Source organism: uncultured Mailhella sp., from assembly GCF_947631555.1.
In the GTDB taxonomy this organism is placed as follows: Bacteria; Desulfobacterota; Desulfovibrionia; order Desulfovibrionales; family Desulfovibrionaceae; genus Mailhella.
On record NZ_CANRLT010000007.1, the window covers coordinates 1 to 21,204 of the forward strand.

17 protein-coding genes and 1 pseudogene are annotated in these 21,204 nt (G+C 59.6%); 8 read left to right on the top strand and 10 right to left on the bottom strand.

Features of this window, described 5'->3' with window-relative positions; genetic code table 11:
- A partial coding sequence (locus tag Q0Z94_RS01880; RefSeq protein ID WP_298067138.1) for a glycoside hydrolase family 3 N-terminal domain-containing protein occupies positions 1-816 on the bottom strand: 816 nt, incomplete at its 3' end.
- 3 nt (positions 817-819) lie between these two features.
- Positions 820-1,539, bottom strand: coding sequence for a TetR/AcrR family transcriptional regulator (locus Q0Z94_RS01885; protein ID WP_298067142.1), 720 nt, complete (start codon positions 1,537-1,539; stop codon positions 820-822).
- A gap of 460 nt (positions 1,540-1,999) precedes the next feature.
- On the opposite strand from Q0Z94_RS01885, the gene yddG reads away from it, so the two are divergent.
- Positions 2,000-2,893 (top strand): aromatic amino acid DMT transporter YddG, encoded by an 894-nt coding sequence (gene yddG / locus Q0Z94_RS01890; RefSeq protein WP_298067145.1) that lies wholly within the window; start codon positions 2,000-2,002, stop codon positions 2,891-2,893.
- Between the two features lie 252 nt (positions 2,894-3,145).
- Here the strand turns inward: yddG and Q0Z94_RS01895 are convergent, their stop codons facing one another.
- Positions 3,146-4,078, bottom strand: coding sequence for a LysR family transcriptional regulator (locus Q0Z94_RS01895; RefSeq protein WP_298067146.1), 933 nt, complete (start codon positions 4,076-4,078; stop codon positions 3,146-3,148).
- A gap of 197 nt (positions 4,079-4,275) precedes the next feature.
- Between Q0Z94_RS01895 and Q0Z94_RS01900 the strand changes: the two genes are divergently transcribed.
- The 5 genes from Q0Z94_RS01900 (at position 4,276) to Q0Z94_RS01920 (ending at position 12,091) form a co-directional block, all read left to right on the top strand.
- Positions 4,276-5,256: a TAXI family TRAP transporter solute-binding subunit gene (locus Q0Z94_RS01900; protein ID WP_298067147.1), complete on the top strand. Its 981-nt coding sequence runs from the start codon at positions 4,276-4,278 to the stop codon at positions 5,254-5,256.
- A 153-nt stretch (positions 5,257-5,409) separates the two neighbouring features.
- Positions 5,410-7,347 carry a TRAP transporter fused permease subunit gene (locus Q0Z94_RS01905; RefSeq protein ID WP_298067149.1) on the top strand — a complete coding sequence of 646 codons (1,938 nt, stop codon included), beginning with the start codon at positions 5,410-5,412 and terminating at the stop codon, positions 7,345-7,347.
- Positions 7,344-8,981 (top strand): FAD-binding protein, encoded by a 1,638-nt coding sequence (locus Q0Z94_RS01910; RefSeq protein ID WP_298067151.1) that lies wholly within the window; start codon positions 7,344-7,346, stop codon positions 8,979-8,981. Before Q0Z94_RS01905 ends, Q0Z94_RS01910 begins: the two co-directional genes overlap by 4 nt.
- 18 nt (positions 8,982-8,999) lie before the next feature.
- Positions 9,000-10,676, top strand: a complete 1,677-nt coding sequence (locus tag Q0Z94_RS01915; protein WP_298067153.1) for an FAD-dependent oxidoreductase — start codon at positions 9,000-9,002, stop codon at positions 10,674-10,676.
- A gap of 191 nt (positions 10,677-10,867) precedes the next feature.
- On the top strand, positions 10,868-12,091 hold the full coding sequence (locus Q0Z94_RS01920; protein WP_298067155.1) for an MFS transporter: 1,224 nt from the start codon (positions 10,868-10,870) through the stop codon (positions 12,089-12,091).
- 131 nt (positions 12,092-12,222) lie between these two features.
- Here Q0Z94_RS01920 and Q0Z94_RS01925 read toward each other — a convergent pair whose 3' ends face one another.
- The 5 genes and pseudogenes from Q0Z94_RS01925 to asnS form a co-directional block, all read right to left on the bottom strand.
- A complete protein-coding gene (locus Q0Z94_RS01925) occupies positions 12,223-12,894 on the bottom strand; it encodes an adenylate kinase (RefSeq protein WP_298067222.1) in 672 nt (223 codons plus the stop codon).
- A gap of 145 nt (positions 12,895-13,039) precedes the next feature.
- Entirely contained in the window at positions 13,040-13,555 is a 516-nt protein-coding gene (locus Q0Z94_RS01930) for a YkgJ family cysteine cluster protein (RefSeq protein ID WP_298067223.1), read from the bottom strand.
- Positions 13,529-13,918, bottom strand: a pseudogene (locus Q0Z94_RS01935) (CoA-binding protein); the annotation flags it as partial. The pseudogene Q0Z94_RS01935 and the gene Q0Z94_RS01930, both read right to left, overlap by 27 nt.
- Before the next feature lie 48 nt (positions 13,919-13,966).
- A complete protein-coding gene (locus tag Q0Z94_RS01940; RefSeq protein ID WP_298067224.1) occupies positions 13,967-14,560 on the bottom strand; it encodes a TrmH family RNA methyltransferase in 594 nt (197 codons plus the stop codon).
- Positions 14,557-15,942 (bottom strand): asparagine--tRNA ligase, encoded by a 1,386-nt coding sequence (gene asnS, locus Q0Z94_RS01945; RefSeq protein ID WP_298067156.1) that lies wholly within the window; start codon positions 15,940-15,942, stop codon positions 14,557-14,559. The genes Q0Z94_RS01940 and asnS overlap by 4 nt, the downstream gene beginning before the upstream one ends.
- A gap of 170 nt (positions 15,943-16,112) precedes the next feature.
- Here asnS and Q0Z94_RS01950 point away from each other — a divergent pair, with 170 nt between their 5' ends.
- Positions 16,113-16,655, top strand: a complete 543-nt coding sequence (locus Q0Z94_RS01950; RefSeq protein ID WP_298067158.1) for a YccF domain-containing protein — start codon at positions 16,113-16,115, stop codon at positions 16,653-16,655.
- Positions 16,656-16,659: 4 nt separating this feature from the next.
- On the top strand, positions 16,660-17,130 hold the full coding sequence (locus tag Q0Z94_RS01955) for a metal-dependent hydrolase (RefSeq protein ID WP_298067160.1): 471 nt from the start codon (positions 16,660-16,662) through the stop codon (positions 17,128-17,130).
- A 9-nt stretch (positions 17,131-17,139) separates the two neighbouring features.
- Here Q0Z94_RS01955 and Q0Z94_RS01960 read toward each other — a convergent pair whose 3' ends face one another.
- Positions 17,140-17,502 (bottom strand): hypothetical protein, encoded by a 363-nt coding sequence (locus Q0Z94_RS01960; RefSeq protein ID WP_298067161.1) that lies wholly within the window; start codon positions 17,500-17,502, stop codon positions 17,140-17,142.
- The gene (locus Q0Z94_RS01965; protein ID WP_298067162.1) at positions 17,471-21,196 is read right to left on the bottom strand and encodes an FAD-binding and (Fe-S)-binding domain-containing protein; all 3,726 of its coding nucleotides are present in this window, start codon (positions 21,194-21,196) and stop codon (positions 17,471-17,473) included. The genes Q0Z94_RS01960 and Q0Z94_RS01965 overlap by 32 nt, the downstream gene beginning before the upstream one ends.
- Positions 21,197-21,204 lie beyond the last annotated feature (8 nt).

Here is a 21,204-nt window from a genome sequence, read left to right on the forward strand (position 1 = left end):
CAGGAGCTTCTCAATCACTGCGGGAGACAGGGAAGCGGGCAGTTTTTTGTCCAGTCCGGCGTGATACACATGCCCCACGAGCACCATCCCCTTCCACCCCTGCCGGAAGGCTTCGCTGTATGGAAAAAGCTCGCAGCTGCGCCAGGTCCGGGTAACATCGGGAAGCTCGTGATGCGAATCCAGCACGGCGCTGCCCAGCCCGGGAAAATGCTTGAGCACCGGAAGAACTCCGCCGTCTTCAAGTCCGGCGGCAAAGGCCAGTGCCAGGCGTGAAACCGCAGCGGCGTTCGTCCCGAACATCCGGCCCATGTCGCCGAGTCCCGGGCTTTGCCTGCTGCTCTGTATATCAACCACCGGTGCGAGGTCCACATTGATGCCCACGCGGGCCATCTCTCGCCCGGCCCTTTGTCCAAGGCGGAAGATTTCCTTTGCCGGCAGGCTTGCCATCTCCCGCGCCGAGGGCAGATTCATGAAGCCGCGGACGGGCATCAGCCGGCGCACCTGCCCGCCTTCCTGATCCACGGCGATGAACAAAGGCCGGGGAGCCTGCTTCTGAAGGGTCGCGGTGAGCCGCGCCACCTGCTGCGGGGAGGCGATATTCCGCGCAGAACCGCTTGTCACATCGCGGTCAAAGAGGATCACCCCGCCCACGCGCCCCTTGCGCACGGCTTCGAGGAAAGGCTCCGGCACGGACGTTCCCCGGAAACCTGTCATGATCATGGCTCCGGCCATGACTTCCACAGAAGGCGCAGAAGACGCCGCTCCCGCCGGCAAGCTCAGGCAGAACAGCACAAGAAACACGGCAAGAAAGCGCAAGATTCAGGCCCCTTTCTTCCCATCAGGAGCGGCTTCATGGATCCGGGGCGGAGCGAAGGCCGGAAGCTCCCCGCGCGCGTACTTTTCGCCGTAGGCACGGATGCCGGAAAGCAGCAGTCCGTTGAGGTGCCGGTTCACGTCTTCCCTGTCGTATTCAAAGATGGTCGAAAGCGAACGGGCCATGTTCCGCTGCACGCACAGCATGAGCAGGTACGGGGCCATGACGGAAATGATGCAGCACTGAAGCTCCGGCGCGTCATGGGGAATGCCCGTGACCTCGGAAAGCAGACTCAGGATGCTCTCTTCCTTGGGAAAGGTTCCCTCCAGAAAGGCCAGCCCGCCCATGGGAGAAGGCATGGTAAGTTCGTGGGCCCAGATGCGCATGTGCCAGCCTTCCCCGTTGAACACCGCCTCGAGGTAAGCCTCCAGCACGCGGGAGAGCTTTTCTTCGGCCGTGGTGTCCGCGGAGGTGATGCGCACCATTTTCGACATGTTCACAATCTGATTGTGGACGTCATCGAGCACGGCTCGGTAAAGATCGTCACGGCTGCCGAAGTGGTAATTGACCGAGGCCATGTTCACTCCGGCCTCGCGGCAGATCATCTTGCTGGTGGTATCCGCATAGCCGTGTTCGGCAAAAAGACGCACCGCCGTTTCCAGAATGTGCCGCCGCGTGGCTTCACCGTCCTCGCGGGAAGTTTTCTTTTTGGAGAAGAAGATCATCAGGGAACTCCTTATCACAGGGCGGAGCCGCTCGTCCACACAGGAGTGTCTGAAAAAAGGGGACGACACCAGGAAGGGTGCTGGAAAAACTCGCTTAAAAAGGAAAGCTGGGGCACGCGGACGGAGCAGCCCCAGAACTTTCACAGCCGAAGGACAGGATGGCGGGAATCATGCGTATCTCTTTCATGCCCCGCACCGCCCGACCTGTCGCACGGCACTGCGCATCTTCAGAAATGGAGAGGTGATATTCCCAAAGAGCGCCATGAGCGAAATGTGTCCCTGAAGGAAAAACCGGATTCCTTCACTAATCTAAATTTGAATTTAAACTCATCCCCGCTTCCTGTCAATAGGAAAAATGCCTTGATGTGCTCTTTTTTCACCAGCCCGGCAGTTGCCTGCGCGCCGCTTTTCTGCGAAAAACACACCTGCGCCTGCTGCGTTTATCGTTCAAGGACTTGCCATGCGACTTGACTCCGCCTGCAAAGCCACGCTCATCGGTCTGCTTGCCCCTCTCTGCTGGGGCATGTCCGTAGGGCTGACCCGCAGCATCACGGAATCCTTCGGGCTGGCCGCCGGAATCAGCCTGCTGAGCTGGGCTGTGTGCCTCTACCTCACGTTCTTCCTGGGACTGCCGAAGCTGAGCGCCTTTCCACGGAAGTACCTCCTGCTCGGACTTCCCATGGCCAACGTCTGTTCCCTGTGCTTCTGCTCCTCCCTGTACCTCTCCGACGGCGGAGCGCAGACGGTGGAAGTGGGCATGGTCAATTACCTCTGGCCCTGCCTCGTCGTGCTCTTCGCCGTCGTCTTCAACGGACAGAAGGCCCGCTGGTGGATGGCGCCGGGCGTGATCATCAGTTTTCTGGGCGTCATGCTGGTTCTGGGCGGCAAGGAAGGCATACAGCCGGATCTCATCTGGACGCATGTCCGGCAGAACCCGTGGAGCTACCTCATGGCCTTTCTCGGAGCCATGGCCTGGGCCGTCTACTCCAATCTCACCCGGGCCTGGTCCCGCGGGCAGAACCCCACGGTCATCGTCTTCGCCCTCGACGCCCTGATCTTCACCGGCGCATGGCTGCTGGGCTTCGGCGACCTCGGCCACGCTTCCGTCAGAGGCTGGCTCAGTCTCGGACTGGGCACGGTGGCCATGGGTTCGGCCTATGCCGCCTGGAGCTACGGCGTCACCAGGGGCAGCATCACTCTGCTTGGCGTGGCGTCCTACTTCACACCCGTACTCTCCTGCCTCTTCGCCGTTGTCTGGATAGACGCCAGTCTCGACGCCTCCTTCTGGCTCGGCGTCCTCGTGGTGGTCTGCGGTTCACTGCTCTGCTGGAGTTCCACCGTGCTGCACCGCTGAGGGGGGGAGGATATTTCCTGAACATTGACTCTTTAAGCGGAAGACTCCCTTTTTCACGTTTTTCCAGGGGGAGACCTTCACGAGTTCAACCAGGAAGGCAAACCCCTTCAGAGCGTTGCTCCTGCGCCTGGGAGGGATTTGTACCAATTCCTAGGCTTGCGCCCGACTCTGCTCCTCCACGCCTCTTGGCACAAGGCGCAGTTCGTGGATTTCCAGGCACACAGCCGAAAGAGGAGCCTGTTCTCCTGCCTTTCAGTCTTCCTCAAAAAGCAGGGAAAGATAGTCCTTTCTGTCATCGGAATCGCGATATTTTTCATAAAGAAAGCGCAGCACACTGAAGGCTGCGTGAGAAAGATACGCCTGCCGAAGTACGATGATCACGGGAAGCGTCTCCAGTGTGCCGAAATTCAGCCTCCGCGTTTCCAAACCGCTGTCCGGGCCTATCTCACTTTCAGGCAAGATCGTCACGGCCCGAAGTCCGTTTTTCAGAAGTTCCAGCAGAATACGACTGTCCTGAGTATCCAGCAGTATGTGGGGGATCACACCTTCCATCTGGAAGGTGCGCATAAGAACGTTATAACTGCCTCCACCGTCTCTTCTGCGGGAAAGCAGGAGCGGCACACCGTGAAAATCCCGTGCGTCCACCAGCGTCTTTCCTGGGGGCGGACACAACCCTCGGCCATACACGGCACAAAAGGGCGAAGAACGCAGGCGCACAATCTTATAATTCTGATTGATAAGCGGGAGCTGAACGAGACAGAAATCCAGGTGTACTTCCTGCATGTGCCTCTCCAGACTCTGATTGTCCATGATCCAGACCCGAAAGGTCAACTGAGGGAACTTCTCCTGAAGCTCGGGCAGGGAAGACAGCAACAGTGAATTGCAGGGCGGGCATACTCCCATACGTACCAGGCCGGAAACCGGCTTCCCTATGTGGAGAAAATCCTTTTCCATGCTGTGAATATAGGACAGAATGAACTGTGCCTTGTGGTACAGTTTCTCCCCGGCCGGCGTTACCTGGAAGCTTCTGCTCGTGCGGTGGATAAGCGTGACGCCCAGCTCTTCCTCCAGTTCCTTGATGCGCTGGGACAACGGCGGCTGAGAAATATGCAGAGAAGTTGCTGCCTTACTGAAGGAGCCGAACTCCACCAGCGTACAAAAATATTCCAGTCGCTTAAAATCCATGACTTCTCCCGATGCAGAGGTTCCCGTTTTCACCGAAGGAGGCCCCTGCGGTGCGCGCCTCCTGAGTACGGGAGTATATAGAATCTGCTGTTTTTATCTATATTTTTCCGATATGAATAACCCGATTAAAAAATATTTTTCCTTATAGCTCTTTTCCTTTAAACCTGACAATATGAAAAAACTCCTAAGGAGGGAACATGAATTCTTTTACCAGAACTTTTCTGAGCGTCCTCATGGCGGGCGTTTTCGCCCTTCCCTCAGCGTTGCCGGCGAAAGCAGCCAGCCATGATCTGACCATTGTCGGCGGCGGTTCCGGCGGTCTGTGGGCCATCATCACCGAAGGCGTCGGCGAAACCGTGCGGCGCAGCCTCGAGGGCGCCCGTGTCACGACTGAACCCGGCAAGGACGGGCCTAATCAGGTCATGGTCAACCGGGGAGAGGTGCAGTTCGGTATCGCTTCGGATATTCTTACACTGCGCGCAGTCAACGGTGAAGCCCCCTTCAAGGGAAAACTGGACAAACTCCGCCTTGTGGCCGTACTCAATCCCTATCAGACGGTACAGTTCTTTATGGATAAAAAGACCGGCATTGCGGACGCCGCCGAGCTGAAAGCCAAGAAATACCCTCTGAAGATCACCGTAAACCGCCAGGGCACGGTCATGGATCTGCTCTCCGAAAAACTGCTTGCGCTTTACGGAGCATCCTACAAGGACATCACATCCTGGGGCGGCAGGATCGAAAAGATTCCCGGCCCGGAATCCATGGATCTGTGGGATGCCGGACAGATGGACGCCATCATCGAAGTCTGCCAGTTCCCGTCCAGCCGCTTCTTCGAACTGGGCCAGAAACATGAACTGACCCTGCTTCCGCTGGATGAAGCCGTCATAGAGCAGATGAACCGTCAGATGGGCACGACCTCCATCACCATTCCCGCCGGAACCTATCCCTTCCAGAAGGAAGACGTAAAAACCGTAACCTCGCAACTTCTCCTCATCACCAACGCGGATACTCCCGATGAACTGGTGGAAGGCGTCCTCAAGGCCATGGTCGCAAACCTCGACTACCTGCGCACCGTCCATTCCAACCTGAAGGATCTTTCGCCTATGCAAATGGCTGCCAATACCACCATTCCCATGCATCCCGCTGCGGAAAAATTCTACAAGAATCTGAACAAGTAGCATCTATGGTCATGCCGTCCTTCGCGGCGGCATGACCCCCCTTTTTTCGGTAAAATGTCCGCCGGACCTCTCGTCCGATTGCGGGTCGGGGATGTTTACCCTTGCAGACAGTATAGTTCAACACTTTCCCGAGAGACTCCTATGACACCAGGAATGTTTTTCAAAGAAGGACGCAGAAGAAATCTGTCCCCGCTGTGGACGAAGATTACAGGCGTGCTCGTATGCCTTTTTTCGGCACTGGAACTGTATGGAGCGCCGTTCGGCTTCATTGATTCCTACGTCCTGCGCGGCATCTTCGTCTCCTTCGCCGCGGCTCTCACCTTTCTCTGCTTCACCCCCATGAAGACGGAACGCCGGGAATCGGAAAACGTTCCTGTCGTGGACATACTGCTTGCCGCGCTCAGCCTGTGCGTTGGCATCTACCTATCCATAAACGGCACGGACATCATCAATCGCTGGACAGGCGTTGATCCACTCTCTCCGGCAGACTGGATGGTCACGTCCGCCTGCGTGCTGCTTGTCCTCGAAGTCACCCGGCGCACCGCCGGACCCGTATTGCTGGGTATTATCCTCGTCTTCATTGTCTATAATTTTGCCGGCAGATACCTGCCAGGCTATTGGGGACACCGTGGCTGTACACTGGCAACCTTTCTCGACCGCATGGTCTTCACCTACGATGGCATTTTCAGCACTCCGGTGGGGGTGGCCTGTACCTACGTCTTCATGTTTGTTCTCTTCGGTCATACCTTCAACGCCGCTGGCGGCGGCAAATTTTTCTTCAGTCTCGCGGCCTCCATTGCCGGACGTATGCGCGGCGGCCCCGCCAAAATCAGCGTCATTGCCTCCGCCCTCTACGGCACAGTCTCCGGTTCGCCCGTGTCCGATGTCGTGACTACTGGCAGCATCACCATCCCGCTCATGAAGCGTCTCGGCTACACGCCCGAATTTGCCGGAGCTGTGGCTGCATCTGCCTGTTCCGGAGCATCAATACTGCCCCCCATCATGGGCACTGCGGCTTTTCTCATGGTCGATGTAGCAGGTATAGCCTATATCGACATTGCCATCGCAGCCGCCATCCCCGCCGTTATCTATTACGCGGCACTCATGCTCCAGGTACATGATCGTTCCGTCATGCAGGGGATGCGCCCCATCGCGGACGATGAACATCCCGTTGCCCCGGCAGGCAAGGTTTTGCGTGAAAACTGGCTCTACCTTGTCCCCATCACCTTGCTGATCGTACTCATCATCGAGCGTGTGACTCCCACCGTTGTCGGACTCTGCGCCACAGCAACCGTCATCGCGATCACATGGCTCATGCCTGGTCGACGCATGGGTATCAGAGAAATCTACGCCGTTCTGCATAAAACCTGTCTCGGCATCCTGACCGTGGCAAACGCCTCAGCAGCGGCGGGCATGGTCATCGGCGGCATCATGCTCACAGGACTGGGCGGCAAATTCACCTCTCTGGTCTTCGCCGCTACCGGTGGGCAAAGCGGCCTCTGCCTGGCTATGGTCGCACTGGTGTGCATCATACTCGGCATGGGTATGCCCGTTCCCGCTGCCTATGTGCTTACCGCGACCCTGGCTGCGCCCGCCCTCCTGGGATTCAAATTCTCCCTTATGAGCGCTCACCTGTTCATCGTGTACTTTGCCGCCATTTCCGCCATTACGCCTCCCGTGGCTGTAGCAGCCTACGCCGCAGCCGGCATTTCGGAAGGCAGTCCCAACAGCACCGGCATTCAGGCGGTAAAACTATCCATTGCGGCCTATCTGGTACCCTTTGTGTTCATGTACCGCCCGGGCCTGCTCATGGACGGCTCCCTGCCAAGCATTCTCTACGCCACGGCCGTTACCTCCATCGGTGTTATCTGTGTGGCCTCCGGACTGGAAGGCTACCTGCACGGCCCGCTGCGCAGCAAGCTCTACCGCTTTCTGCTGATCGCAGACGGCATCATTTTCATCTGGCCCACCATCTGGGCCGATGCTCTCGGTCTCCTCATTTTTACGCTCGTTTACGGACATCAGGCCGTCATCCGCAAAAATAATCCCGATCCGGACGTTCGGGGAACAACCACTCAGGAGCTTTTATGATCAAAATTCCTGAAATCATCCGCCTCGAAACAGAGCTTCTGATCCTCGGCACGGGAGCCGCAGGCTGCGGCGCTGCTCTGGCTGCCCGTGAAGCCGGTGTGAAGACGCTGATGGTGGACAAGGGCAAGCTGGAAAGTTCAGGCTGTCTCGGCGGCGGTAACGATCATTTCGTAGCAGTACTCGGCACAAACGAACCGAACGACACCATCGATGATCTGATAAAAGTCCACAACAAGCCCGGTTCCGGCGTTTCAGAAAAACAGATCCGCGAATGGGGCGAAGTCATGCCGCTCATGGTAGCATTCCTGGAGGGAGAAGGCGTACGCCTGCTGCACAAACCCGACGGAAGCTATCTGCGCACGGCCGGTCGCGGTGAACCCGCCTGGTACATCAATATCGCCGAAGGGCAGAAAATCAAACGTCTCATTGCCAAAAAACTGCGCGCACTGGGTGCGGACGTACTCGATCACGTCATGATCACCCGCCTGCTGAAAAAAAATGGACACATCGCCGGAGCCATAGGTTTCAACGTGCTGGACGGCACCCGCTACGTCATTTCCGCATCCACCGTCATTCTGGCTCTCGGCAACAGCTGCAACCGGGCCACAACAAATTCCACGGGCAATCCGTACAATACCTGGCACAGTCCGTTCAACACCGGAAGTCAGTATGCTCTAGCCTACGATATCGGAGCGGATATCATCAACATGGACGTGAAGCAGCAGGCCACGCTGATTCCCAAAGGCTTCGGCTGTGCGGGCATGAACGGTATCAACGGCTCAGGCGCACACGAACTCAACGCCCTCGGAGAGCGGTTCATGTCCCGGTATCATCCTCAGATGGAAAACAGTCCGCGGCAGTTCCAGATCAACGGCACTCACCGTGAACTTGTGGAAGGACGCGGCCCATTTCACATGGAAATGCGCCATATCGCGCCTGACCTTCTGCACCATCTGCAATATGTACTTATGCCCGGAGACAAGGCTACTTTCCTCGACTACTGTGAACAACGCGGCGTAGACTTTGCCAAAGCGCCTATGGAAGTTGAGATCGGTGAAATAGAATTCAGTGGTATGCTCGCCACAAATGACAACTATGAAACTACCGTTCCTGGCCTGTACAACGGATGTGTTTTTTATACATTTTCAGGATCTTTATGCAGTGGATACATGGCCGGACGTTCAGCCGGACGCCGCCTTTCCCCTGCCATCGACCTCAACGATCTTGAAGATGAAATCCAAACCGAATGCGCCCGTATTCTCGCGCCGATGAATGTCACCGGCGACTCTCTGCCACAAGAGACTTTCGAAGCCGCCATCCGGCAAGTCATGTCCTACTACATGGGCTATGTACGCAACGAAGCCGGCATGAACATCGCTTTGGATCGACTTGCATTCATCAGCACCTGCAAAAACCATGTAGAAGCTCGCAACATACATGAACTCATGAAAGTACATGAAGCAATGCATCTTTTGCAAAGCTGTACGCTTTCAACACTATGCACGCTGCAGCGCAAGGAAAGCGGACGGAGCGTATACCGCAGGTCTGACTATCCCGACAAAGACGCGTCCTACGAAGGCAGAATCCTGGTAGTGAACAAGAAAGACGACCGCCCGAAGACATTCTGGCGTTAAAGGCGGGAGGAAAAAACTATGCCCCCTATTTACAGCAAGGCGTTGAAAACTCTTTTTATTCATCATGCAGGACAACTGCGTCAGACGCGCACGTCTCCTTGCGAGGCCAAATGCCTTCTGGGAAATTCCATTCAGAACGTCCATACCCTTCTTGCGGAAGGAAAGCCGGACGAAGCACTGCTGTGGCTCCACACTCGCAATCCCTTTCCCGGAATAACGGGACGTGTCTGTCCCCACCCTTGTGAAGACGTCTGCAACAGAACCGGTCGTGACGAGGCTCTGACCATACGCAGTCTGGAACGCTTTGCCGCCGACCATGGCAGGACGGCAACTCTGAAGCCACTCCCCTCAAGCGGCAGACGCGTTGCCATCATAGGCGCCGGGCCTGCCGGCCTTTCCGCAGCACATTTCACCGCCCTCCTCGGCCATGCCGTAGACGTTTACGACCGTTCTCCAGTCATGGGCGGGGTGCCCCGGCAGGTCATTCCCGACTTCCGGCTGCCCAAGGATGTGGTGGATCGCGAGGCAGCAGCCGCCATTGAAGGCAACGTGACCGTATTCACCAACGTCACTGTGGGGCGCGACGTTTTTCTTGCAGATCTTCTGAGCCGCTACGACGCCTGTCTCATGGCTGTCGGGCTGTGGAAGGAACGTATCCTGAATATTCCTGGCAAAGAACATCTTCAGCCTGCCGTGGCGTGGCTTAGACGCATGACGCTCGACCGCGAAAATCTTGCAGAAAGGGACGTGGCCATCCTCGGAGGCGGAGGCGTGGCCTTCGACTGCGCCTTTACCGCCAAACGGCTCAACGCACGTTCCGTCCATCTCCTCTGTCTGGAAAACGAATCCTGCATGAGAGTTCCGGCAGACGAACTGCGTCAGGCCCATGACGAAGGCATCATCTTGCACCCTTCCCTTCTCAGCCGTTCGGTCTGCCAGGAACAGGGACGATTCCTGGTGGAGGCGGAAAAGGAAACCGCTTTCAGCTTTGATGAGAAGGGGGTGCTCCATGTGGAACCCGCAGCGGAGCCGCCGTTCCACCTCGATGCGGATTTTGTTATCTGCGCAAGCGGACTTATGCTGGACGAAACCGTTCTGAACGGCATGGAGGTGGAACGTACACCCAGGGGCATGGTGCAGACCGATGACCGCTTCCGCACCTCGGTTCCGGGCCTGTTTGCCGCGGGCGACATGGCTTCCGGCCCAGGACTTGTGGCCTCCGCCATCAGATCCGGACGAGAAGCCGCCGTTTCTCTCCATCGCTTCCTTACAGGTGCGGAAGAAGATATGGAGATCTTTCTCGACGCCGAACAGCAAGTGACGGCAAGACCGTCCGGACAACCCGTCACACCGCACACAGTGGGCGCGGAAGAGCTGATGAACATCGACTACCACGAATGCGCTCCCAGGCAGCTGCAGCCAAAGCGCAGCTTCGTGCCTGGTCTGACCTTTCACGAACTCGAAGGAGGACTCTCCTCCGAACAGGCTATGAAGGAAGCCTCACGCTGTATGCACTGCGGTCACTGCATGGAATGCGGTTCCTGTGTTGAAAGTTGCCCCGGCTATATCCTGGAGATGGGACAAGACGGACCATTCGTAGCCTATCCCTCTCAGTGCTGGCATTGCGGATGTTGCCGCATAGCCTGTCCCACGGGATCCATCGCGTACAAGTTTCCGCTCACCATGCTGCTCTGACGGCCGACTGAACAGACCGCCGCGGCTTTCTTGCTCTGTCTTCCCCGGCCTTTTCCCGCAGGACGGGAAAAGGCCAGGGAAGACCGGCGATGCTTGCACTGTATCCCGTTCCTGGTATACTTCAACGAAACGTTGCTTCTGAAATGCCCGCAGGTCTTCTTCGTTCATCCTTTTCGCCAGGCAATACGACTATGAAAAAACTGGATTCCCGCTATCTGCTTCCCGTTCTTGTCCTTCTCTACAGTATGAATTTCATGGATCGTTCCGTGCTGGGCATCGTAGGCGACGCCCTGAAGGCCGACCTCTGCCTCTCGGACGCTCAGCTCGGCCTGCTGCATTCCGTACTGCTCATCACCCTGATTTTCCTTATCATCCCGGGAGCCGCCTTCTGCGACATTCTGGGGCGCCGGCGTATGCTCACTCTGGCCGCAGCGCTGTGGACCTGCGCCATGACCCTTACCGGAACAGCTTCCGGCCTGCTGCATCTCATCGGCGCACGTGCCCTTGGCAGTATCAACGAAGCCTCCACAGGCGCAGGCGGCACCGGCTGGCTCTCCTCGTTCTTCCCTGCGGAAAAACGCGGGCGCATCATCGGCATATTTCAGATGAGTGCACCCCTCGGCATGGCTCTGGGTACGCTTCTCGGAGGCGCTCTCCTCGCGCTGACGGGAAGCTGGCGTATACCCTTCTTCCTGTTCCTGCTGCCTGGGCTGTTCTGCACCCTGGCGATCCCATGCCTGCCCGACCATCAGACTCCGGCAGGAAAAAACTATTTCCGCAGTCTGCCGGGACTGCTCAAGATACGTACGCTGCTTCTCTGCGGCCTCGGCGCAGGCTTCTACTGCATCGCGAAATTCGCCTATCAGACATGGCTGCCCGTTCTTCTGCTGCGCAGCTACGACGGACTTTCTCCCTGGATGGCCGGGCTCATGGCCGGAGCCTTCCTGCTCATGGGCATCGGCGGCCCGCTCATAGGCGGTGCCTTTTCCGACTGGTTCAACAGGCACAGCGCCTCCGGCCGTGCCTACGCCATTATCCTTTGCCTCAGCATCGTAGCGGCTTCAAAGCTCGCCCTGTACTGCATGGTCGGCCGAGCATCCCTGCCCGTACTCTTCGCTTACGGTCTGTTCGACGGTCTGCTCACCATGATGCCCCTGCCCATCTATTTCACCATGGTTCAGGATGTTGTGGAAGACAGGTTCCGCAGCGGAGCCTGCGGCCTTATGGGCGGAATCGTCTACCTGACCGGCGGTGCGTGGGGGCCTCTGTTTGTGGGGCTGTTTTCCGATATGTTCGGCGGCGGCGCTGAAGGACTGCGTCTGGCACTGATGTTTCTTCTGATCTTCCTCCTCCTTTCCGTGATGGTGTTCGCCTTCTCCGTCCGCACCTATGCGAAAGAAGCAAAGCGGGCCTAAGAACTTTTTCTTTTCGGCGGAAACCCGCGGCTCCTTCAGTTTCGCGGAATTGCTCATCAGTCGCATTCCGTCCATAACAAAAGGCCGGCCCCCTCACTCAGGAACCGGTCTTTTTCATCCGCCGAAGGCGCTTAGTTCAGCTTGGCGAGCAGGTCGGCGCGAATCTCGCCGATGGTGCGGCTGCCGTCAAGTTCGATGTAGGCGGTTTCGCCCCTGGCGGCAAGATCTTTGAAGTAGTAGGCGGCGGCAAGCGTCCCATTCTTCTCATCGTAATAAATGTCGTGACGCTTGTTGATGGCGGCCTCGTCCTGGTCATCAGGACGGGTCTTCAGCGCGCCTCCGCAGACGCGGCACACCTCGCCGTTCGGTTTGATGGCGTCGATGAAGATGTTGTTGGGATGATTGTTGTTGTTCACGCAGAGACGGCGGCCCATGATGCGCTCACGGGCGGTCTTGCGGGGCAGGAGTATCTCCACAACGTAATCCAGCTTCATGCCGGCCTGCGTCAGCGCCTCGTGGAGTTTGCGGGCCTGTTCCATGTTGCGGGGAAAGCCGTCCAGAAGCCAGCCCTTGCCGGCCTGGGCCTTCAGGATGTCCAGCACCATAGGGATGGTGATGTCATCGGGCACCAGCTCGCCGCGGTCGATGTAGCCTTTTGCCTTTCTGCCCAGCTCCGTGCCTCCGCTTATGTGCTGGCGGAACACTGCTCCGGATTCGATGTGCCGAATGCCGTACTTCTCCATGAGCAACGCGCCCTGGGTCCCCTTGCCGCTTCCGTTTGGTCCAAAGATAAGAATGTTCATCAGTATCCTCGGTGTCGTTTCCATGCCCGTCGTCCTTCCGGGCACGGGGCGGAAGCCCGCCCTGTGAACGTCGCGCCGCACGCCGCGGCGCTGTCTGCCATGCCGCATTCAGCGGCCCGCCCGCACCTGTGGCGCGGGAAAACTCTCACGTCCGGGGCAGCTCGTCCTCTTCCACGATGAGCGCCCGGCCCTCGGTATGAATATCGTGCGCTTTCAGCCGGTACTCCTCAAGGTAGCGCATTCCCTCCAGGGCAAACTCCCGGTGAGAAGCCGTGCGGCTGATGCCCGGGCAGTCCTCGCGGGCCATGGCGAAACTCACCTCGTCCACCAGATTGCCCCGGAAAAACGGCCAGGCCCGGCACACGGAAGGCCGCGCCGGATGGATGGAACAGCCCGCGCCCGCCTTGAAAAACAGGCAGAAGCCGTCCTCGCCGCAGCGCAGTACGGTCTTTCCGGCCATGCGCTCTGTATAGCGCACCAAGACCTCTTCCGGCGGCAGGCGGAAATGCGCACAGAGGCGGGGAAGATCCCGCGGCCCCACCACTATGCCGCCCCGTCCTTCGCAGCACTTGCCGCAGCGCCGGCAGGAAAACGTCTCCGTTCTGCCGGGGAAAAAGTGCCGGTGCACGGTCTCAAGACACCTGTCCTCGACCACGGCCACGCCCGCTTTGGCCATAAGCGCCCCCGCTTCGGGGCTGCGGATGCCTTCCTGCATCCAGAAGAGGAGAGGCTTCTGCGGCAGGGCCAGCACCTCGCGGGCATGGCCCTCGCAGTACTGCTGGGCGCGGAAGAGACAGACGATATCCGGCTGGAAGCCGCGTTCGGGCAGTTCGGCGATGCTGTGTGCCGCGGCAAGCCCCCACGCCTGCCGGCGCACTGGGTGTACGGGCATGACCTCATAGCCGGCATTGAGCAGGTAGCGCCCCACATGCTCCACCGGCGCACCGGGGTTGTCCTTGGCGCCGATGATGGCTATGCGCTGTGCGCGGATGAGCAGTTTTCGCAGATCGGAATCGAACATCATGCCTGCTCCAAAATCTTTGCCAATGCACGTTCGAGGTGTGCCGCCGCTCTAGGCTTTTTCCAGCCAGGCGTTCAGCCTTGCCGCATATTCTTCCTCAGTCCAGAGTGTCCGCCCATACATGCCTGCGGCAGCTCTCTGGCGCGACGCTTCGGCGAGGATGAGCGCGGACGCCACGGACACGTTGAAGCTCTGCACCATGCCATACATGGGAATATAGACTTCTCCGTCCACAAGCGGAAGCAGTTCCGGCGACACGCCCGTGTGCTCGTTGCCCATGACGATGGCCGTGGGCTGCGTAAAGTCGCAGGAGGTCAGAGGCCGGGACGCCGGCGAACAGCTCGTCGCAAGGATGCGCATTCCCTGAGATCGCAGGGCTTCCGCCAGTTCTTCCCGGCTGGAATGGCGCACCGTCCCCACCCACTTGAACGCCGAAGCCGACGTCTTGCGGCTGAGCTGGGGGAAGGCGCAGCGCGTGTAGTAGAGATGGACTTCCGGCACCCCGAAGGCGTCGCAACTGCGGTAGATGGCGGAGACGTTGTGCGGATCCCAGACATTGTCCATGATCAGCGTCAGCCCTTTCTGGCGCTGGCGAAGCACGGTTTCGATCTTCGCCCTCCGGCGTTCGGTCATGGCGCGCATCAGAACTCCAGAGAACCCGTTGTGCGCGGGAAGGGGATGACGTCGCGGATGTTGGCAATGCCGGTGAGCAGCATGATGAGGCGCTCGAAGCCCATGCCGAAGCCGGAATGGGGCACGGAGCCAAAGCGCCGCAAATCCAGATACCACCAGTAATCCTCGGGGCGCTGGCCCAGTTCCTCGATGCGGGCGGTCAGGCGGTCAAGGCGTTCTTCACGCTGGCTGCCGCCCACAAGCTCGCCAATGCGCGGCACCAGCAGATCCATGGCGGCCACGGTCTCGCCGTCGTCGTTCATGCGCATATAGAACGCCTTGATGTCCTTGGGGTAGTCGTAGACCGTTACCGGAGCATGGAAGTATTCCTCGGCAAGGAAACGTTCGTGTTCGGTCTGAAGGTCTGATCCGAAGGATACCGGATATTCAAAGTTCCTGCCGCTCTTTTGAAGCAGTCCGATGGCCTCGCGGTAGGAAACGCGGGCGTAGCCGTCCCCGCGGATGCGCGCGAGGGAATCCAGGAGGCCGGGCGCCACAAATCTGTCAAAGAGTCCCACGTCATCGGGGCAGGTGTCCAGCACATGGCCGACCACATGCCGGATAAGTCCTTCCGCCAGGTCCATGTTGTCCCGAAGATCGTTGAAGGCGGCTTCCGGTTCGACCATCCAGAATTCGGCGGCGTGCCGGGGTGTGTTGGAATGTTCGGCGCGGAAGGTCGGGCCGAAGGTATAGACGCGCCCCAGTGCCGTGGCCAGAGCCTCGGCTTCGAGCTGGCCGGAGACTGTCAGGCTGGCCTGTCTGCCGAAGAAATCGTTCTCGAACACGTTTCCCGAAGCAGGCTTCGGCCCGCCGTCCACGGGCAGCGTCGTCACGCGGAACATTTCGCCAGCCCCCTCACAGTCGGAGCCGGTGAGGATGGGGGCATGGACATAGTGGAAGCCAAGACCGCGGAAGTAGTCGTGGACAGCCAGCGCCGCCTCGGAACGGATGCGGAAGGCCGCACCGTATTTGTTGGTGCGCGGGCGCAGGTGCGCGATGGTGCGCAGAAATTCATCGGAATGGCGCTTTTTCTGAAGCGGAAAAGCCGCGGGGTCGGCCAGGCCGAAGACGTGCATCGCCGTGGCATGGACCTCCCATTTCTGGCCCTTGCCCGGTGATTCCACGAGATCTCCGGAGAGACTCACGGCTGCGCCGGTATTCACTCCCTCAAGGGCATTCCACGCTTCCGTGCCCGCATCCACAATGCACTGAAGATTCTTCAGGCAGGAACCGTCGTTCAGTTCAAGAAAGGTAAAATCTCTGGAATCCCGCCGTGTCCTCACCCAGCCACAGACCGTGATGCCGGCGCACGGCCCGGCAGAAGCCAGCGCTTCGCGAATGCTGGTGTGCTGCATATGCCACGCTCCCCTTGAAAAAATCCATAAAACAGTTTCATGATACTTCATGAGCAGGCTTCAGGCAAGCGGAAAAGCCCTCCGGCGCTCATCCGGTTCCGCTTGCGGGGAGCGCAGCCACAGGCTATACTTGACACCATGCGCCCGAAAGGCGCGTACAGGAGGAAATCATGCACGTTCTCGGAAATCTGCTCTGGATACTCTTCGGCGGCTGGAGCATGGCGCTGACCTGGCTCGGCTTCGGCGTACTGGCCTGCCTGAGCGTCATAGGGCTGCCCTGGGGCCGTGCCTGCTTCGTCATGGCGGGCTTTGCCTTTCTGCCCTTCGGCTATGAGGCCGTCCCCCGTGACATTGTCTATGGCAGGGAGGATCTGGGAACGGGTCTGCCTGGGGCCGTGGGCAACGCCGTATGGTTTCTCTTCGCCGGACTCTGGATAGCGCTCGGCCATCTTGCCGTTGCCGTGTCCCTGGCCTTCACCATCATCGGCATTCCCTTTGCCTGGCAGCACGTCAAATTCGCCGAACTTGCCCTTTTCCCCATCGGCAAGACCGTGGTTCCCGCAAATGTGGCACGGGAAGCCAGGAGCCATCACGCCGCCAGACTCAGCGAAGAAATCCGGGAGGAACGGGAAAGCCTTGTCCGCACGATCTGCATCGCTCTGGCCATCGCAGGCGCGTTTCTGATCCTTTCCCTGATGCTTGGCAGCCTCTAAGCCTATGAAATGGATCACCCATCAAAGCGTCGCCGTCATGGCCGCCTTCGCCCTGCATCAGCCGCTGGCCTCTCTTGCCGCCGTCTGGGCAGGCTCCGTCTTTCCCGATGTCCTTGACCAGAAACGAGCCGCCTTCTCCTTCTCCCGACAGCGTGCGTTCAATCAGTCGCACCGCAGGACGTCCCACTGGTTCGGCTGGTGGCTCACCCTCTGGGTGTTCGCCCACGCGGGCTGCCTCGGTCCCGTGCCGGACACGCTCCTTACCGGCTTCGCCTTTGGGGCGTTCACGCACGTTCTGCTGGATATGTGTACAACGAAAGGCGTACCTGTCCTGCCCTTCGGCGGCCGCCGTTTCTCGCTGAAGCTGTGCCGTACGGGAAGCTTTGCGGAATACGCCTTCCTTGCCGTGTGCGCGGCCCTGTTCTGGCTCACCCAGCGTCAGGCGCTGCTCAGCCTCGATCTTCCGCTCTTCTAGCCCTCAGTTTCAGCGCTGCACCAGGGGCACGACCGGCGCGCCGGGCCGCCGTGTTTCCAGCGCCCGCCCGGACTCGTGCGCCACGACAATGAGACTGTCCAGCCTGAAGCCTGCGTCCTGAGGCCGCTTTTCAGGGATGAAGACCCGGCAGAACACGTCCACGGGCGTATCGGGAGCCGTGCCGAGAAGTGCCGCTTCCCCCTCCCGCAGGGCAAAGAACCAGTTGGGAGCCAGACGCCGCACGTCTCCCAGCAGGAAGCGATCGTCCCCGCAGAGGAGGATCACCGCCGAGGCTTCGGGACGGCAGCGGACGAGACGGCAGTGTCTTGCGGCCCCGCCGTCAGCGCCGATAAGCAAGATCTCCCGTTCCATAGTCCCAAACCGTGCGGACTTCACGCTCTGATACAGCGGTCTTCACAGTTACGCTGTGTACATCCTGACAACCTTCCACCGGTGCCATCGCCGACTTGAACGCCGTGAGCCAGTCCCTGCCCATGAGCACTTCCGCCAGCCATTCCGAATGATGCAGCACGGGACGGTGGGTATCGATGGCGGAGGTTCCGCCCTGCTCCTCGAGAACCTCGCCCTTGCCCCGCGCCGGATGTCTGGCGTCCATGCTCATGAGTGTGCGGGCGATGCCAATCTTGCAGGAAGGACAGCTCACAAGTATGGGAGCCTCCGGCGCATAGCCCGCAAGAGCTTGCTGAAGCCGGGCACGCTTGCGCTCGCGCAGGACGTTGTAAATTTTCGGGGTAGTGTACGCACCGGTGCCGGATTCCCCGCAGCAGCCGGTGTTCAGGAGTATGGAGGCTCCGGTGAGGCGTTCCAGAGCGCGGGCGGACTTGCCGCCGTCCTTGGTCGCCTTGACCCCTGACCACGACGAATGGCACGCGGAATGATAGATGATGCGTTCGTCGCTGAGCGTCTGCCCGTGGGGCAGGCGTTCCACCAGAAGCTGTACAATGTCGCGATGATCCAGCACGCTGCCGTCCGCGCCCGTGAGGCCGTGCCGCATGAGGGATTCCCGGCAGGTTCCGCAGGCCGTGACCAGCATCTGGACGTCGAAGCCCGCTTCGGAAGCGCGTTTGACGGTTTCCGCCAGTGCGTGCCGGTTCCGCTGCAAATTCTCCTCGTACAGATCCGCGCAGCCGGAAGACAGCAGCGGATAGCCGCAGCACAGATGGCGGCCGGGCATGACCACGGCTATTCCTGCGCGCATGAGCAGAGCCAGCGACGCCAGCGCGATGCGCCGATAGAACAGACCGCCCCCGCAGCCGGGGAAAAACAGCACGGCGGGCACGCGTTCCCGCAGGACTTCCTTTGGGGAAGCGTCTCCGTTCACGGGCAGAAACATATGGGCCGCGGCGTTCCGATCCAGGCGCAGGCTTTCGTACATGCTGACCATGCCCAGCCCAGGTCCCTTGCCGGAGAACAGCGGAGAAGCGATGCGCTCCCGCCACACGGCGGGAACCAGCGGAACGAGCTGGTTCATCACCTTCTGCCCCAGCGCTGCGGCCTTGGCAAAGGGCGGAAGGCGTCTCGCCGGATCCGAGCTGAGCGCCTTAAGCACCTCGGCCTTGACGGGGTGTCCTCCCAGACCTTCCTGTTTCACATAGGCAAGAGAGCTCAGTGCCACAGCGGGAGAGTCGATCTTTACCGGGCACACGGACGTGCAGCGCCCGCAGCCGGTGCAGTGCTCCATGAGCGAGCGCAGTTCCTCAAGCTGCTCCGGTTCGGGGCGGCCGCTGGTCATCTGAGAATAGTAGATGGCCTCGGCGATGGCACCAAGAATCATATTCTTGTTGCGGGGATTGTACTGGAAGGAACGTTCCGGAAAGACCATGGGGCAGACCTGCTTGCACTTGCCGCAGCGCGTACAGATCTGGACGTTGGACAGCAGTCGGATGAGGCATTCCTTGTCGGGCAGGCCGGACTCGCGGATGTCCGCGATGAGCCGGTTGAACGAAAAGGTGAAGGGACGCACCGGCAGCCTGCGGGTCACGAGCTTTCCGGGGTTCAGCAGATCCATGGGGTCCACGCCCTGCTTGAACTCGCGGAGCTTCTCCATCTGCCGGGAATCCAGAAAGGCGACCTTGGTGATGCCTATGCCGTGTTCCCCTGAGACCACGCCGCCCAGTTCCTGCGTCCGGGACATGACGTGCATGGCCGCCTCCTCGGCCTGCTCCACCATGCGCAGGTCATTGGAATTAACGGGGATGTTCACATGGCAGTTGCCGTCCCCGGCGTGCATGTGGCTGGCCACAACGATGCGGCTCGCCAGCATGTAGTCGATGATGCCGGCGATGCTCGCTTCCAGTCTCGGAAAGCGCTTCTTCTGTGCTTCCAGCCAGGCGACGGCGCGGTTTTCCACGTCGATGTCCATGAGTTCGGGATCAAGGTCGTCCGTCTCGCTGCCTGCCGTGTGTGAAGCAAAGGAAAATTCGGCGTTGAACTCCGGGTCATCCATGGGGAAGCCCTGAAGCCGCGAAAGCTCCTGAAGTGCATAGCGGTAGGCGGCAGCCGTGGTGATGACGTTCACCCCTTCGAGATAGTGGGCAAAGGCCGGAATGCTCTTCATGGGCAGCACGACGTCCTCGTTCATCTTGAAGCCTGACGTGCGCCTGGCTATGGCTGAAAGCCGGTGTCTGTCCTCCCAGAACTCGGCGGCTTCCTTGCCGTCCCGTGCGATGGCCGCGAACACATAGGGGTTGTCCTCGCCGGCAAGCGCGTAAATGGCTTTTACCGTGCTGTCGAGAAGCTCGGCGTCGTTGCCGTCCACCTGCACGATGATGACGGAAATGGGATCCGTATCGTGGCGATCGGATTTGCGCTGATAGCCTATGGCCTGCACATATTTGGAATTGAACTCTTCCAGAGCCGAAACGCGCACATCGCCGCCCTCGCCGCGGATGCGGTCGCGCAGTTCCACGACCTTGCCCACAAGCTCGGCGGCGGGAACCATGGAACGCCCGTAAAATTCCAGCACCATGACCCGCGAAAGCGAAGGCCGGGGATGCAGGGTGAAGGTCGCCTCGGTGACAATGCCGTCAATACCTTCCTTCTGAAGTCCGGGCAGTCCGCCCAGCAACTTGTTGGTCACATCCTTGCCAAGTCCGGAATGCCGGATGTCCATACCGGTGAGGCGGATACGGCTGCGCACGCCCCCGGACAGATCCTTCACCAGAAATTCCACGTCCTCATCGGGAAGAATCTTGTGCCCGGGATGCCCTACACGCTCGATGCGGATGATCTCGCCCGTGGGAGTGACCATAGTCCAGGAAAGCAGGTTGTCGATGGTGGTTCCGTACTCGAAGCAGTACGGCCCGCCGGAATTCTCGGCCACGTTGCCGCCGATGGTGGAAGCCGTCTTCGAGGCGGGATCCACGGTGAACAGCAGGCCCTGCGAAGCCGCAAAGTCGATGGCGTCCTGAGTGATCACGCCAGCCTGACAGGTCATGGACAGTGCCGCCCTGTTGATGGAACGCGCCGTCAGGCGGGTGGTGCTCACAATGACGGTACGCCTGCGCGCGGGAACGGCCCCGCCGGTCAGCCCCGAAGCCCCGCCGCGGGGAACGATGGCGAACTTCATTTCGTTGGCCAGCTTCACCAGCGCACTGATCTGTTCCGGGGTCTCCGGCTCCACCACCAGAAGGGGCAGCTCCATGCGCAGATCCGTGGCGTCGGTGGCGGCGGCTACCAGCGCTCCCCGGCGGCGCAGAATGCAGTCATCCGGCATGATGGCGGACAGGCGCTCTTCCAGCTCTTTGCAGAACAGCTTTTCCGCTTCGTGCGCGCTCCAGAACATGGTGATGCCTTCACTGATGGCCATGGCGTACTGGTGGGCCAGAGACTGGGATTCACTGCTGTAATGCGCGGCCACGCTGGCCTTGACGGCGGAATCGGAAATAAAGGGATTGTAGGCGACGAGAAAAAGCTCCTCAGCTATGTCGGCAGCGAGCTTGCGCACACTCTGAGGCCAGCGGGCGAACTCGTCCAGATTGATTTTGAGAATGCGGTTAACCACATACTCAGGAGAAATGGAAATATGGGGGCCTCGGTAGTTCATGGCAAATT

What these genes read in the sequence shown, in the direction of transcription:
- Q0Z94_RS01885 (WP_298067142.1), bottom strand. Translation starts at nt 1,539, where the DNA reads ATGATCTTCTTCTCCAAAAAGAAAACTTCCCGCGAGGACGGTGAAGCC.
- yddG (WP_298067145.1), top strand. Translation starts at nt 2,000, where the DNA reads ATGCGACTTGACTCCGCCTGCAAAGCCACGCTCATCGGTCTGCTTGCC.
- Q0Z94_RS01895 (WP_298067146.1), bottom strand. Translation starts at nt 4,078, where the DNA reads ATGGATTTTAAGCGACTGGAATATTTTTGTACGCTGGTGGAGTTCGGC.
- Q0Z94_RS01900 (WP_298067147.1), top strand. Translation starts at nt 4,276, where the DNA reads ATGAATTCTTTTACCAGAACTTTTCTGAGCGTCCTCATGGCGGGCGTT.
- Q0Z94_RS01905 (WP_298067149.1), top strand. Translation starts at nt 5,410, where the DNA reads ATGTTTTTCAAAGAAGGACGCAGAAGAAATCTGTCCCCGCTGTGGACG.
- Q0Z94_RS01910 (WP_298067151.1), top strand. Translation starts at nt 7,344, where the DNA reads ATGATCAAAATTCCTGAAATCATCCGCCTCGAAACAGAGCTTCTGATC.
- Q0Z94_RS01915 (WP_298067153.1), top strand. Translation starts at nt 9,000, where the DNA reads ATGCCCCCTATTTACAGCAAGGCGTTGAAAACTCTTTTTATTCATCAT.
- Q0Z94_RS01920 (WP_298067155.1), top strand. Translation starts at nt 10,868, where the DNA reads ATGAAAAAACTGGATTCCCGCTATCTGCTTCCCGTTCTTGTCCTTCTC.
- Q0Z94_RS01925 (WP_298067222.1), bottom strand. Translation starts at nt 12,894, where the DNA reads ATGAACATTCTTATCTTTGGACCAAACGGAAGCGGCAAGGGGACCCAG.
- asnS (WP_298067156.1), bottom strand. Translation starts at nt 15,942, where the DNA reads ATGCAGCACACCAGCATTCGCGAAGCGCTGGCTTCTGCCGGGCCGTGC.
- Q0Z94_RS01950 (WP_298067158.1), top strand. Translation starts at nt 16,113, where the DNA reads ATGCACGTTCTCGGAAATCTGCTCTGGATACTCTTCGGCGGCTGGAGC.
- Q0Z94_RS01955 (WP_298067160.1), top strand. Translation starts at nt 16,660, where the DNA reads ATGAAATGGATCACCCATCAAAGCGTCGCCGTCATGGCCGCCTTCGCC.
- Q0Z94_RS01960 (WP_298067161.1), bottom strand. Translation starts at nt 17,502, where the DNA reads ATGGAACGGGAGATCTTGCTTATCGGCGCTGACGGCGGGGCCGCAAGA.
- Q0Z94_RS01965 (WP_298067162.1), bottom strand. Translation starts at nt 21,196, where the DNA reads ATGAACTACCGAGGCCCCCATATTTCCATTTCTCCTGAGTATGTGGTT.